Here is a 14,706-nt window from a genome sequence, read left to right as displayed (position 1 = left end):
GAAAACCACCAATAATTTCATTCTCTGAAGCTCACAAAAAAATCGGCGCGTCAAATAAAAAGTATGAATCTTAGAAAGCGATCGCTTATCCTAGAATATTGGGAAAGTAGGTTAAATCAAGGAATATTTTCATCACCATAATTTCCGTTTCCCAATTTTAATACCCACATTCGAACCTATTCCAGTAATAAGATTCTTGCTAAAAACCCCAAATACTTTGAGAGTTAAAAACGAAAAACTAAGCTTTTAAAACACATTTTACTTAGGGCTTGCTGAATAAATATAAAAGTCTTTGCAGATAAATATTTTAGCCTTTTTAGGTCTTGAAAAAGTACCTGGTTTTTAGCTTTTTTTTCTCAAAAACCCACATTCCGCAGATTATTGAAGCAGATTTTATAATTATGAATTTTGTTAAGTGTAAAAGCTGAAATGATTGTCCGGCAATAATTCCAGGCTATTTATTTTTACAATAATAAGCGTCAAGTAAACAAAGAGAGAAAGTATGAAAGAGTCAAAAGAGACCCTATCTATCGAAGATAAAAAAATCAATTATCAAACAGGTAGAAAAACAAATCAAAAAACAAGAAGAAAAGGTAAAAGCTGCACTCAGTAAACTATCCAGGGAAGAATTTGCTTGTGAACCAGACGCTAAAACAGCAATAGAAAAACTATCGAAGTCTTGCAAATATCACCAAATCAAAGAAATTGAATACATAGAAAAGGCGAAACATAAAACAGCAGGAAGACCAAAAAAATTAGCTGAAGTATGGGAAATAAAATATCAAGTAAAAGGTGAAATAGAAACAAAAGAAGAAGTTATATTTGCAGAAAAAATAAAAGCAGGGAGATTTATATTAGCGACAAGTCTATTAGATAAAAATGAATTGAGTAATGAGGAGGTATTAAAGGAATATATAGCGCTTTTCACATGGATAGACTACAGTTAGTATGGGCAACCCAAAAGCATTTTTCTACCCCCTACTCCCTACTCCCTACTCTAAGTGCCAAAAATAATTTTGTGGTCTACTCAAATGAAAAGCGCTGTAAAGCATAACAATGTAATGAAAGAGGGTTTAGATTTTTGAAAGAGCCATTGTTTTTTACATAAGCGCGTATTTGTTAAAACCCCCGAAATAGTAGAAGTGATAGCAATGATCATGGGATTGTGTTTATTAGTGTGTAATCTTGCCCAAAGAAAGTTAAGACAAGAATTAGCTAAATTCGATGATGGTATCAGAAATCAAGTCAACAAAATTACAAATAAACCGATAATGAGGTGGGTATTTCAGATGTTTCAGTCTGTACACTTAGTAATCATAAATGGGCAAAAACTTTGCAGTAACTTAACAGATGAATGTCAAAAGATAGTCAAATATTGAGGAAATAGTTGTAGTCAATATTATCTAATAATTTGATTTGGTTTATGGGAAATGAAAAAAGTACATAGTAACTAAGAAAAGTTTTAAATAGAAATTTGAGCGGAGATCAGAATATTTTTCACTCTATCTTGTAATGTTGATTTTAACTGAGATAACTACCTTTATTGCCCGAGAACATCCAAGAGTGAAAACTCATTCAATTAAATTACTAAATACTCCCTATTTTTTGACATAAATAGTTAACATCATCCAGAAAAATTAGGTGAATAAAATTTTTATAGCTGGAATTTTTTAAAAATATCTATAATCTGAGTCACATCTGCGGAATGTGGGATCAAGAATGTAACGAAAGAAGATTTAGATTATTGAAAGACCCATTGTTTTTTACATAAGCGCGTATTTGTGAAAAACCCAGAAAGAATAGAAACAATAGCAATGATCGTAAGTTCTTAAATTACCAATTTTCCCATTTTGCTCTACTTTCTGTATTCCAATCATTAATAGTATTATCTTGATTTTTGATTGTTTGAGGTTGATAATTAACTTCTTCTAAATCATATTCTTCTTCTACTTCAAGCTCTTCATTATAGGAATAAATATTATTCAAAGGCTCCACAACTTTAGCCAGCGCATCTTGAATAAACAACTTAACAAATTCATCTTTTTTTGTTAATTGAAATTGTGTTTGTACTACCTCTGTAATGCCACCATCTCCCCAATCTTGATTATGACTAAAATATTCAATAAAACTCTTTCCAGCAATTCTTGTTAAATAAGCTGCACTTACTCCTTGAATTGCCTTCCCAATTAAAAAAGTTGCGATACTTAACTGTAAAGCTGTAGAAATTAATTTAATCGCCCCTTCAACAATGCCCAAACTAGCAAGTGTTTTAGCCAAAGACATTGCTAACTCTTGCCCTCTTTCAAGATTTAATTCACAACCATAAACTTTGCCAATTTCTACCACCATTTGAGCATTAACTGCAGCCGTGGCCAAAACATCAACTATAGGCAAAGGCGTAACAGCAATAACCCCTGCCCCTATCCACTGAAACCTTTCTACAATCTTCTCTGCTTTTCGTCGTCTTTGAGCATCAATTAAACATCTTGCCTCCTCCCCTAAACGCTGAGATTTTAGCAAAATATTATCAGCAATCAAATCTTCTCCTTCAGCCCGCAAAATAGCAGCCATACGTCCCATCAAAGCCATAATATCGGGTTCTGGCTGATATATTTCTCCAGCCTCAAGCTTAACAGAATGAGGACAAGCAGCGATCGCCACAATATCCATCTTGCTAAACCCTACTAATCTTTCCCTGAGCTTAACAATAATTGCTTCTCGGTCTTCTTCAGTGTAGAGGTCAATTTTATTAAAGACCACAAGCGATCGCTTACCAATGTCCACCAAACCTTTCAAAGCAGTATATTCAGACTTCTGTAAATCGTTATCAACCACAAATAGTAATAGATTAGCCTCTGTCGCCAAAATTCGTGCCAGTTGACCCCTTTCTGTACCTGCTACTCCCGCCTCTAGAATTCCTGGAGTATCAGTAATCAAAATTTCTTTTTCAAATTCCGGCATTTTTAAATGATAGGTTTCTCCTACTGTAGTTGACCCCATAGGTGCTTCTACCCTACCCACCATCTGACCCATCAGGGCATTAACCACAGAAGTCTTACCAGCGGAACCCGTACCAAAAACAACTACTTTTACATCACCTCGTGCTAGACTAGCTTCTATTTCTTGTGAACGCTCTAATAACGCTTGTCGAGCAACCTCATCTTGAATCAATATAGCCTGTTGTCTCAAAGCTTTAAGAGATTCAGAAGCAACCTCAGATTTCACAGCCGGAATCTTAACTTTAACTTTTGAACCTCGTCGCCTTTGATTTTTTTGAATGGTATATAGTCTCAAATAATATATGAAAGCAAAAATGACTATTCCAATGAGGAAAATTAATAGTAGTAAGAATAAGTTGGCCACAAGTGGAGGGGCAGACCATGAAATTTGACTGTATAGCCATGATAAAGAACCAATCAGCCAAATTATGAGAAATAAAATGAGGCTTAAACCTAGAATCAATATTAACAAGCGGGAAGTAGACATTTCGAGTTACTTGAAAGTAAGAGGTTTGAGGTAAATTCAGTTATCAGTATTTTCTTTTTTATCCCCTAAAAAGGGCAGGATACTTGTTTTTTTTGGTTATATAACGGGTAAGAGTTAATAGTGAGAAAAAAAGTGGAATGTATTCGATTAATTATCAGTTTATGTCCTAACCCCTATGGCTGTTATCTCTAAAATTTATTTGGTTAACAAGCTAATGGTCAGGAGTTTTTTTGTTATAGAAATTAAATTAATCAAGAAAAAAGAACATCAGCTTTAAAAATCCCTATTATTTATTGGTGTGCAATATTTTGAGTTGAAACACAATCTAAATTCTAAGACTTGAAAGCCAAGACTTAACGAAGTCAGAAGTCAGAAGCTGTTTTTGTAATAGGGATTTCAACCCCCTTTCAAAAACATTTCGCCATTTCTCGGCGGGGTTGCGCGACCCAATTATTTTGATAAAGCTTAAAGATAGGTATTTAATTAAATGATAGATAACTGGAAACAGAAGTTTAAATATTAAAATTTTGTATGTATGAAGCTATTTAAAAAACCATCAGAAGAAACACAATCAACTCCAAAAACTATTTCTGACAACAGTAATGAAACAGGTTTAGGAACATTTGGTGGTGTTTATACTCCCTCAATTTTGACAATTTTGGGTGTAATTATGTACCTCCGCTTTGGGTGGGTAGTAGGTAATGTTGGTTTATTGGGGACTTTGCTTATAGTCACTTTGTCCACAGGAATTACCTTTCTCACTTCTTTGTCAGTCAGCGCGATCGCTACAGATCGAATAGTCAAAGGAGGAGGTGCCTACTATATGATTAGTAGGTCTCTAGGTATTGAAACAGGTGGTGCAGTGGGAATACCACTCTACTTTGCCCAAGCTCTATCAGTAGCTCTTTATACCATTGGTTTTGCAGAAAGCTTAGTAGATGCCTTTGGTGGCCTTAATCAACTATATGTAGCTCTGATTACAACCATAGCAGTAGCAGTCTTAGCCATAACTTCGGCAGAGATTGCTATTAAGGCCCAGTATTTTATTATGGCTGCAATTGTTCTATCTCTAGTTTCATTTGCATTCGGACATCCCCTCGAAACAACAAATATAGAAATTTTTGGAGCTACAGAGAGAGTATCAGAACCATTTTGGACAGTTTTTGCAGTGTTCTTTCCAGCCGTAACAGGTATTATGGCAGGAGTAAGTATGTCTGGAGACTTGCGAGAACCCAGCCGTTCAATTCCTGTAGGTACTTTGGCAGCAGTTGGTACAGGGTATCTAGTTTATATGGTACTACCAATTATCCTGGCTATGCGGGCAGATGCTACTACTTTAATTGAACAACCTTTGGTGATGAAAGAAATGGCTGCTTGGGGGCCAGCAATTTTGTTAGGAGTTTGGGGGGCCACTCTTTCCAGCGCGATCGGTAGTATTCTGGGAGCACCAAGGGTCTTACAAGCTTTAGCAAGGGATGGAGTTTTACCTAGTTGGTTATCTTTTCTAGGTAATGGTAATGGGCCAAATGATGAACCCAGGATTGGTACAGCAGTAACTTTAGGTGTGGCTACTGCGACGGTTTGTATTGGTGACCTGAATATTATTGCCCCAGTACTGACAATGTTCTTTTTGACAACCTATATGGTTTTAAATGTGTCAGCAGGTATAGAAGGATTTTTGCAAAGTCCTTCTTTTCGTCCTACATTCAAAGTCCATTGGTCATTGTCAATGTTGGGAGCGCTTGGTTGTTTGGCAGTGATGTTTTTGATCAACGCTGTGGCTACAGTTATTGCTGCTTTGATAGTGCTAGTAATATTTTTCTGGCTACAGCGACGGGAGTTAGAGACAACTTGGGGAGATGCCAGACGCGGAATATGGATGGCGTTAGTGCGGGAAGGAATTCTTCAACTAGGTGAGGAAGATACTAAGAATTGGAGGCCACATATCTTAGTCTTGTCTGGGATACCAAAAAAACGTTGGTTGTTGATTAAATTTGCAGATGACTTAACTCATAATCGAGGTATGATTACAGTCTGTAGTGTTTTGCCTAGTGCGTCTCGCGATGTCTCTCAGCAAAGCAATATGCAAGATACAATTCGTGAGTATTTGGACAAGAGAGGAGTACAGGCTCTGGTGCGAGTAGTTACTGCTACAGACTTTTTTGATGGTGCGAAACTCTTGGTGGAAACTTATGGAATTGGGCCACTAACGCCAAATACTGTTGTACTTGGAGATAGTCAGGAACCTTCCAGGCGCGATCGCTACTGTCAGTTGATTAGTCATATTCATAAAGCGAAGAAAAATGTAGTGATTTTTCGAGAAGATAGCGATCGTGGTTTTGGTAAACATCGTCAAATTGATGTTTGGTGGGGTGGTTTACAAAATAATGGTGGCTTAATGTTACTCCTTGCATATTTGCTGCGTACAGATATTGATTGGCGGAATGCAACAATTTATTTGAAACTGGTAGTACCTGAACAAGCAGCAGTTCAACCAACTCAAGCAAATGTTGATAGTGTGATTAGAAATTTACGCATTCGCACTGCATCTCAAATTTTGGTTTCTAATGGTCGTCCTTTTTACGACATCTTGCATGAGTCTTCTCAAAATGCTGACTTAATTTTTCTAGGAATTCGGACTCCAGGGGAGAACTTTACTAAATATTATGAGGATTTACAGTCTAAAACGGTCGGTCTTCCTAGTACAGTATTTGTTTTAGCAGCACCAGGTTTTTCTTATGGTGAGGTTCTCAGCGATCGCTAATTTTGATTAGCTATTTTAGCTATAGAAGTCTATAAATTCAGGAGCAGTAATGTAATAATTTAATTTAGATGAATTAATATATGTCCCGCTCCAAAAATGTAAAAATTGGAGCAGGATTCCGATACTAGAGTTATATTATATTGATATCCTGCTTCATAAAACTGATACAAGGCGTCACATAACGTAAAAAATTGATAGCGTAGCTCCGACCCTAGGAGGCTGCTTACTTCCTGCTTCTACTGAGGCCGTCGGCGGTTACTCATCCACAGGCATTGACGGGTCTTGCCCAACCGCATCTCTACACTCTATACTTACATTTAAGTCTTTGTCAATTAACATAACTAAAACAGTCCTCAAACCCTTACTACGTCCTTCCTATTAGGGAGCGGGATTTCTTCTGAGGTCTATGTCTATATAGATAGACTGCCAGAAATGCGAATAGCAGCGATTAGTGCAGAAGATACAAAGCGTCACCCTCGTTACTACTTGGCTGTGAGAACTGGCGTATTATATCGCGCTCCGTATCGCAAATTGTTAACTAAGTCGAAACTCTCCGACCTAAACATATAGAGATTCTTACCAAACCTCAGCTAATTAGTGGGTTGACGTTTTTCTGGTTCAGAGATTGTCCTCAGATCAGATGCTTCTAACTTAATGGTAGTCCCAAACTAACACGCATTTAAATTGGGATTTTTGAAGTCTAGAACTATTACAGTAAGGTTTCTGAGCAATCAAAACAAATGCATGACAGCTTATGCTCCCCTCAGCATCAGTTTAATATTTCAGATTGCTCACCCGCGATAATAAATAATACTATAGTATATTTATTCCTACTTTGTTAATCAAAAAGTGGCCCGCTTATAGGCAAGGCTTTAGACCCATTTTTTCAGTAAAGTTTGTGGTCATTTTTGAGATATATAGTTAATCAGGAGGTAATAATGCCTTAATCTGACTGACAAATTCCTGGTGATCCACTACTGGTTTAGAAATATAACTATCTGCACCACTTTGCTTCAAAAAAGACTCTCGATCGCCTGCCATAGCATGAGCTGTCACTAATATGATTGGTATTTTATTGGTTTCTGGGTCAGCTTTAAGAATTTGAGTAATTTTAATCCCATCAACAGATTTACCTTGATAAACACTACGAGCTAGAGAAACATCCATCAAAATCAAGTCTGCTTCTCCTGAGTGAGCCATTTTTACGACTTCTTCTACATCTTCTGTGTGTTTAACTGATAAACCACCTCTTTTGGTCAAAATTTTGGAAAAAACTCTAGCATTAACTTGATCGTCTTCTACAATCAAAACAGTTTTCATACAAATCTCCCGCTAAATACTCGTAAGTGTAAAAATCCCATTATAAAGTTTAGACTAAATTTTCTTATAGATTAGGGATAAACAATTTAGTTTTAACTGGAAGAAGCCCGATGCCGTTTGCAAATCATTCAGTAGAAAAAGGCAACGTCGGCATGGGTTAACAAAGTCAGAAGTCGGATAGGGGAGCTGTCGGATTGGCGACGTACAGAAGTTATTTTTGTAACGGGTATTTGAGCAAGGCTGCAAAAATATTTCGCCTTAAAAGGCGAGGTTGCACAACCCATATTATTTTGATAAATTTCGGCCTTAACTATCCGGTGTCATTTGAGAGTCTATGAGAAGCCATTTGGTATCTATTTCAGAAGTTAAAAGTTCAATACCCATCTAGGTTTTATAATTCTGGCAGTCATTTTTCATAATTTTTCGGTCTCCTGAATCCTTGTAGTTGTTAGGCTCCTGAAAACGGTTTTCCTATAGCCTTTGTATTTCAATAAAAGATACCAAATGGGTTCTATATAGGGTTTGATGAATCTGTATTAAATAAATCTTGGTACTTATGCTGTATTTGGTCAATTCTTTGACGTTTTGGGTTAGATAGCCGAAAAAGCAAACGCCAGTGTTGTTGAAGTTAAATCGAAATTATACATCTCAATTACTTTCTTATAGAGATGAAATAGTGTTTATAGATTGCAGTATCAGAGAATATTTTAATGAGGAATTAAAGTTGAAAATTGATAGAGATATAAATGCTACCATCAATTTAAAACGAGTTGGGCTGGACTTATTCGGTGACGATAAACTGCAATAAAAACAAAGTGGTTATTGTGCTTGTCAAAAACTGCTTCTGTTTATAAGGAAGTTATGGCCGTCTTCAAAAAGCATCAGAAGCCTAAACAGGCGCATCCGCTTTCTGTGTAGATAAGTCACCTATTCCATGCTGAAAGTCTTAAATTGTAATAACATTTGGACTTAGAGACTGTTTTTTAAATAAGTATTTAAGAAGTTATGGATCGACATTCACACATGAAGTGCGAAGGAGTCCAGAGATTGAAAGAAATAAGTATGGCAGAGTAGTGTATAGGTATTCATACTTCTAAGCTGACAAATAGCAAAGTATAGTTGTGTTAAAAGAGTACTCCCCTATTTCTTTACACATTCAATCTATTAGTCTCTCAAATTGTGCTTTGTCATTTTTTATAAATCGTAATCTAAATAGCAACTCATGGCCAAACAATTAAATCTACTTTCCGGACAAGTAATTACTGCAGCACTGCATATTGAAATGCAGCAATCATATCTTGAATACGCCATGAGTGTGATTGTCGGTAGAGCCTTGCCAGATGTTAGAGATGGACAAAAGCCAGTGCATCGTCGAATTCTATACGCCATGCATGAACTTGGTCTCACCCCAGACAGACCATTTCGTAAATGTGCCAGGGTGGTTGGAGATGTTCTAGGAAAATATCATCCTCACGGCGACCAAGCTGTTTATGATGCCATGGTACGGATGATTCAAAACTTTTCCAGTCGTTATCCATTAATAGATGGACATGGTAACTTTGGCTCCATCGACAATGACCCTGCTGCTGCCATGCGCTATACAGAAAGTCGCTTGGCATCTATTAGCAATGAAGGCTTACTTACCCAAATTGGTGAAGCTATAGTTGACTATACCAACAACTTTGATGGCTCCCAGCAAGAACCTACAGTATTACCTGCACAACTACCTTTTTTATTACTTAATGGCTCTTCTGGTATTGCAGTAGGAATGGCAACTAATGTTCCGCCACATAATCTGGGAGAAGTAGTAGATGGTCTCATTGCTTTAATTGATAATCCTAATCTTTCTGATGAAAAGTTATTTAGATTGATTCCTGGGCCTGATTTTCCTACTGGTGGGGAAATTGTTAGTACTGATGGAATTATTGATGCTTATACCAAAGGTAGAGGTAGTATTCCCATCAGGGGAGTGGCCACTATTGAAGAAGTTCCTACAGCTCGTAGGCGTCGCACAAAAAGGGCTATTGTGGTAACAGAGTTGCCTTACCAGGTTAATAAAGCGGGTTGGATTGAAAAAACAGCAGATTTGGTTAATGCGGGTAAAATAGAAGGTATTTCTGATTTGCGAGATGAAAGCGATCGCTCTGGTATTAGGGTTGTAATTGAACTTAAACGTGAAGCTGACCCTAGTGTTGTACTTCACCACCTCTATCAGCATACTGATTTGCTTTCAAAGTTTGGTGCTATTATGTTGGCTTTGGTTGATGCACAACCACGACAGTTATCTCTACGAGAATTGTTACAGGAATTTATTAGTTTTAGGGAACAAACTTTAACTCGTCGCTACAGCAATGATTTGGAAATAGCTCAAGGTAGATGTCATATAGTCGAGGGTTTGCTCAAAGCTTTAACAGATTTGGATACTGTAATTGATATTCTCAGAAATGCACCTGATGGTAGTAGTGCGAAGGTTAGTTTCCAAGAAAATTTGGGTTTAAGCGAAAATCAAGCTGATGCTATTCTGGCAATGCCAATGCGCAGACTGACTGGTTTAGAAAGACAAAAATTAGAGGAAGAATATCAGCAACTTAGAGGGAAAATACAAGAATTACAGGATTTATTAAGCGATCGCCGTCTACTTCTAAGATCGCTGAAAAAAGAATTGCGGACTCTAAAACGCAAGTATGGTGATCCTAGACGTACTCGAATTATTGTTCAAGCAGAATCAAATACTTCTGTTTCTCAACAGAAAAGCAATGTAGAAATTGCTAATCAAGAAACAAATAAAGAAGCTAAAGGTAGAGGTAGAAAATCAAAAAGTACGACTGTTGAACCACAAATTTTAACTTTGGAAGCTGCTCCACCACCGACTGAAGAAATTGTTATAGAATTTACTCACCGAGGATATGTAAGACGATTAGCTGCTAAAGAATTTGAAAAACATCAAATCGATAAAAAATCTAGTATTATTACCGAAAATAATAATGATTTTACTATTAATATAATTGAGGCAACTACAGACCAAACTTTAGTGGTATTGACTCGTACTGGTAAAGCTTATCCTCTGAAAGTAAATGATATTCCTTCTAGTTCTAATCGTTCGACAACACGACATGAATATAAAGGTGTACCTTTAGTAACATTATTATCACCGTCAGCAACTAAAGAAATGACAGATGCTCGTCAGGAATTTATTATTGCTCAATTTGTTTTACAGGAAGCTGAAGAAAATAAAGATTTAATTATGTTGACTCAAAATGGTAAAATTAAGCGTTTATCTTTGTCTGATTTGAGTGATATTACAAATCGCGGTATAACAGTAATTAAGCTAAAGGAAGATGATGAATTACGTTATGCTAATTTAGCTCAGGTAGGGGAACAAGTAGTTTTGGCAACTTCTGGGGGGAGATTATTAAGATTAGAAATAGATGAGGAACAGTTACCATTAATGGGACGTACTGCACAGGGGTCTCAAGCAACAAGATTAAGAAAACAAGAGGAATTAGTAGGTTGTGTAACTTTGGATGGGGAAAGTAATTTATTTTTAGTTTCTCAACAGGGTTATGGAAAGCGCATTGCTATTGGTTCGTTGCGAGTTGCTAATCGTGGTGGTATTGGTCAGAATGCTTTTCAGTTTACGAGACAAACTGATGTTTTGGCGGGAATAGTTGTTGGTGAGTCGGGTGTAGTAGCTCAGATGTTAACAACTGATGGTAAGGTATGTGGAATGATTGTAGATTCAGTCAAAGTTTATGGGCAGGATGATAGGGGGAGTCGGTTGGTGAAATTGGGGGCAAAGGAGAGGATTATTAAGGTGGTTGGTTACTGATAGGTTGCATCATATTTAGTTAAAATTTTTCACTTTGGTGAAAGAAGGGCAAGAGAGAAAAGAAAAGTTCTCACAGAGAAAGTTTTTTATAACTAATTATTCTGACTTTATGTGATAGTGCTTTTGTAAGCATTTAGCCGTCAGCTATCAGCTATCAGCTATTATTTTTAGTTTAGGATAAAAGCTGTTATTAATTGTATTACTGCAAAAGTTTGCTCCTTTGCCTTTAATGTCTAAATTAATTGAAAAACTGTTTTATATGAGAGACTCTTGTTGCTGAAAGTTCACAGCTAATAGCTGAATGCTTACGTGCTTTTCACCTTTACAGCACTTTTTAGGAAGCGTGAGGTACAGTTGTGAAGTTAATCTTTTGAAAAGCGCTGTATTACACCGATGCTACCGGATTTGATATTAAAGGTAGAAAGTTTTTTTGTCACTAATTATCCGGACATGATATGACCTGCCAGACATCGGCATTAGGATAATAATGTTGGCGTTGTTTACACAACCATTCATAAGCAGTATCGATATTTTCAATCCTCTCGGTTTTAACCAGAGGTAATTATCAATTATCCATTAATGAAAACCTTCATATTCCGCTCCACTACCAAGGACTACCGACCATTGTAAACCCTGCCCAGTAATAAGGATGGGAAAAATTTTTCTGATTCATCTGAGCTAACTCTGGGGGTAAAGGCATTTCTCCACGACTTCCTGAAACTTTTAATATACCATTTTCGATAACAACTTTACCCTTCAACATTGCTATTTGTGCTTCGCGTAATGCTTCTGCTTTAATACTAACATTACCTAAATAAGAGTAAAATTCTGTCATTAATCCTAATGTTGCTTCATCATTAACTAACCATAAACTTGCTAATGCTGATTTTACTCCAGTTGCTATTGCTAACCCAGCAAAACCTAACTCAGAATTTTGATCTCCTACTGCTGTACGACAGGCGGATAATACTAATAGTTCAACTTCGGGATTATTCCATTTTAAATCGCGCATTTGATGTAAGTGTAATTGTTCATCCCATAATTGAATATAAGATTTACTAGCATTGCCTCCTCTAAATTCTGCATGGGTGGCTAGGTGAATAATTGGATAGGGATAATTTTGGCGTTGGTTAATTAGGTTTTTCCGAGTGAATTCTTCGTTGAGGAAAATATTACCTTGTTGTGAATTTTGTGTAATAGCTTTTAATTCTGCTGGTACTGCTGGTAAGGGTGGTTTGTTAGAAAATTTACTGGCTCCCATGGCTAAAAGTTTTGTATTTTTGAGGGAGTTGTAGTTACTATTCATTAAGCTGACACTGGGTATTAAACTGATGTTATATTTTTCTATCAAAAATTGTTTTCCATCATGTAAAGCTGCTAAGGGTAAGAGGCGAAAACCTGCGTCCATACTAAATAATAATGTATCAATATTTGCTGCTTCTAATTCTGCTGAAATTGGAGATATTAACCAGTTGTATAGTTTTTTTGCTGTTGGTAAATAGTTATGATTATTACGTTGTTTTGGGTCGATAATATCTAGATAAAATTGTACTGCAATTTCCCATAATTGTTCTCTATTGACTTCAGAAATAGTTTTGAGAATAGATTGGCCGTCGGGGGTGAATAATATTAGTTGTAGTTGGTCTTGATGAACGTTGACGTAGAGAACTGCTGATTTTTGTCCGGTTTGATGGTGCATATCTGCTAAGATTTCTCGGACGTTTTTTGTGGATAGTAATTTTTGGTCGAGATTTTCTCCTAGATAATTTGAATATTCTTCGATTCGGCTTTTTTCTAGGGCTAATATCATTTGGGATGGTGAGGTTTCTACTGTTAATGGATTGGTTGGGGTTAGATTTAATTGTGGTAATTGTTGATTAATTTTGCTTGAATTTGGTAAAGGGTTATTGGGGTTATTGGTAGAGTCGATTAAGTTGTTGGAATTTGTGCTGATGAGAGTTTTACTGTTATTTTGTGGAGATTGAATGGTATTTTGAGTTGCGGTCTGTCTGGAAAAGTTAATAATATTACTGGTTTGTCTGCCAGAGATATTGTCTGGATTTTCTCGGAAATTCCTATTAATAGCTGAAGTAGGACTTATGGGATTAGAATTATTATTTATTGTTGATGGATTAGTATTAGTTGAAGTTTGATTCTTACTAACTACGGGAGAGGGAGAGTAGTTGGTAATTGGTGATAGGTTAGAATTTGGTGTTATTGATGGTGGAGTTGGATTATTAGTTAGTGTTGGGGATGGTGGAGTTGGGTTATTAGTTAGTGTTGGGGATAAATTTTCAGATATCTGTGTATTTGGATTCATAGTTGTTGGCGTTGGAGGTGAATTTTCAGATATTTGTGTAGTTGGATTAATAATTGTTGTTACTGGAGTATTGTTAGTAGTTGGAGGTGGGGATATAGGCATTCCAGAAGTCGGATTATTTTCTACTACTGAACTAATAGAGTTGTTTGGTTGATTAAGATTAATTGTTCCTGTATCTGTAAAGATTTCTCCAGTATTAATGCTTCCTACTTCAGTAGTCAGATTAATATCGCCACTTTCTTGAGGAGCAGTGGAAGTAATATTACCTGTATTTATATTATTTCTAGCACTAATATCAATGTCGCCAGCAGTGCCTGTTCCTGCTTGAGTTGTAATATTATTTGTATTCACAGAACCTGCCTGACTATTAACAGAAATATCTCCACTATTCTCCCTGCCAATAGAACTAATATTTTCTGTATTAATATTGTCTCTTGCTACAATATTTATATCCCCAGAATTTCCAGTTTCTGCAATTGTTTCAATATTATTTGTATTAACAGAACCTTCTGGACTATTAACAGAAATATCTCCACTATTCTCCCCAGCAATAGAATTAATATTTTCTGTATTAATACCATATCTTGCTGCAATATCTATATCGCCAGAATTTCCAGTTTCAGCTTCAGTTACTACATCATTAGTATTAACTGAACCTTCCTGACTCTCAACAGAAATATCTCCACTATTATTATTGCCATAGGTACTAATATTTTCTGTATTAATATCTCCTTCCGCACTAATATCAATATTACCCGAATCTCCAGAGTTGCCAAGGGATTCAATATTACCTGTGTTTACCTCGCCATTATCGCTACTAACCTCTATGTCCCCACTATTTTCTCCACCACTAGAATTAATGTCCTCAGTATTAATATCTTCTCCTGCTTCGACAGTAATATCGTCTGAGTTACCCGAGTTAGAGAGAGACTCAATATTTTGAGTAGTAATAGATCCATCAGCAGCAATAACTTCCACTTCTCCCGA

At 36.4% G+C, this 14,706-nt stretch carries 5 protein-coding genes and 1 pseudogene; 3 read left to right on the top strand and 3 right to left on the bottom strand.

Going from position 1 to position 14,706, the window contains the following annotated elements:
• Nucleotides 1-1,045 precede the first annotated feature (1,045 nt).
• Nucleotides 1,046-1,379, top strand: a pseudogene (locus AC3DU7_RS09225) (IS1634 family transposase); the annotation flags it as partial.
• A gap of 454 nt (nucleotides 1,380-1,833) precedes the next feature.
• On the opposite strand, the gene AC3DU7_RS09220 reads toward AC3DU7_RS09225, so the two are convergent.
• Nucleotides 1,834-3,486 (bottom strand): YcjF family protein, encoded by a 1,653-nt coding sequence (locus AC3DU7_RS09220; RefSeq protein WP_488039054.1) that lies wholly within the window; start codon nucleotides 3,484-3,486, stop codon nucleotides 1,834-1,836.
• Between the two features lie 535 nt (nucleotides 3,487-4,021).
• On the opposite strand from AC3DU7_RS09220, the gene AC3DU7_RS09215 reads away from it, so the two are divergent.
• A complete protein-coding gene (locus tag AC3DU7_RS09215; RefSeq protein ID WP_488039053.1) occupies nucleotides 4,022-6,250 on the top strand; it encodes an amino acid permease in 2,229 nt (742 codons plus the stop codon).
• Nucleotides 6,251-7,171: 921 nt separating this feature from the next.
• Here AC3DU7_RS09215 and AC3DU7_RS09210 read toward each other — a convergent pair.
• A complete protein-coding gene (locus tag AC3DU7_RS09210; RefSeq protein WP_488039052.1) occupies nucleotides 7,172-7,570 on the bottom strand; it encodes a response regulator in 399 nt (132 codons plus the stop codon).
• Nucleotides 7,571-8,792: 1,222 nt separating this feature from the next.
• Between AC3DU7_RS09210 and AC3DU7_RS09205 the strand changes: the two genes are divergently transcribed.
• Nucleotides 8,793-11,399 (top strand): DNA gyrase/topoisomerase IV subunit A, encoded by a 2,607-nt coding sequence (locus AC3DU7_RS09205; RefSeq protein WP_488039051.1) that lies wholly within the window; start codon nucleotides 8,793-8,795, stop codon nucleotides 11,397-11,399.
• Between the two features lie 604 nt (nucleotides 11,400-12,003).
• On the opposite strand, the gene AC3DU7_RS09200 is transcribed toward AC3DU7_RS09205, so the two are convergent.
• The coding region (locus tag AC3DU7_RS09200; RefSeq protein WP_488039050.1) for a CHAT domain-containing protein at nucleotides 12,004-14,706 on the bottom strand (2,703 nt) is incomplete at its 5' end.

The organism is Okeania sp., assembly GCF_983059655.1.
Note: the sequence above shows the minus strand (reverse complement) of the source record. Positions and strands in the feature narration are given on the sequence as shown.

Coding starts and splice junctions, on each gene's coding strand:
- AC3DU7_RS09220 (WP_488039054.1), bottom strand. CDS start 3,486: ATGTCTACTTCCCGCTTGTTAATATTGATTCTAGGTTTAAGCCTCATT.
- AC3DU7_RS09215 (WP_488039053.1), top strand. CDS start 4,022: ATGAAGCTATTTAAAAAACCATCAGAAGAAACACAATCAACTCCAAAA.
- AC3DU7_RS09210 (WP_488039052.1), bottom strand. CDS start 7,570: ATGAAAACTGTTTTGATTGTAGAAGACGATCAAGTTAATGCTAGAGTT.
- AC3DU7_RS09205 (WP_488039051.1), top strand. CDS start 8,793: ATGGCCAAACAATTAAATCTACTTTCCGGACAAGTAATTACTGCAGCA.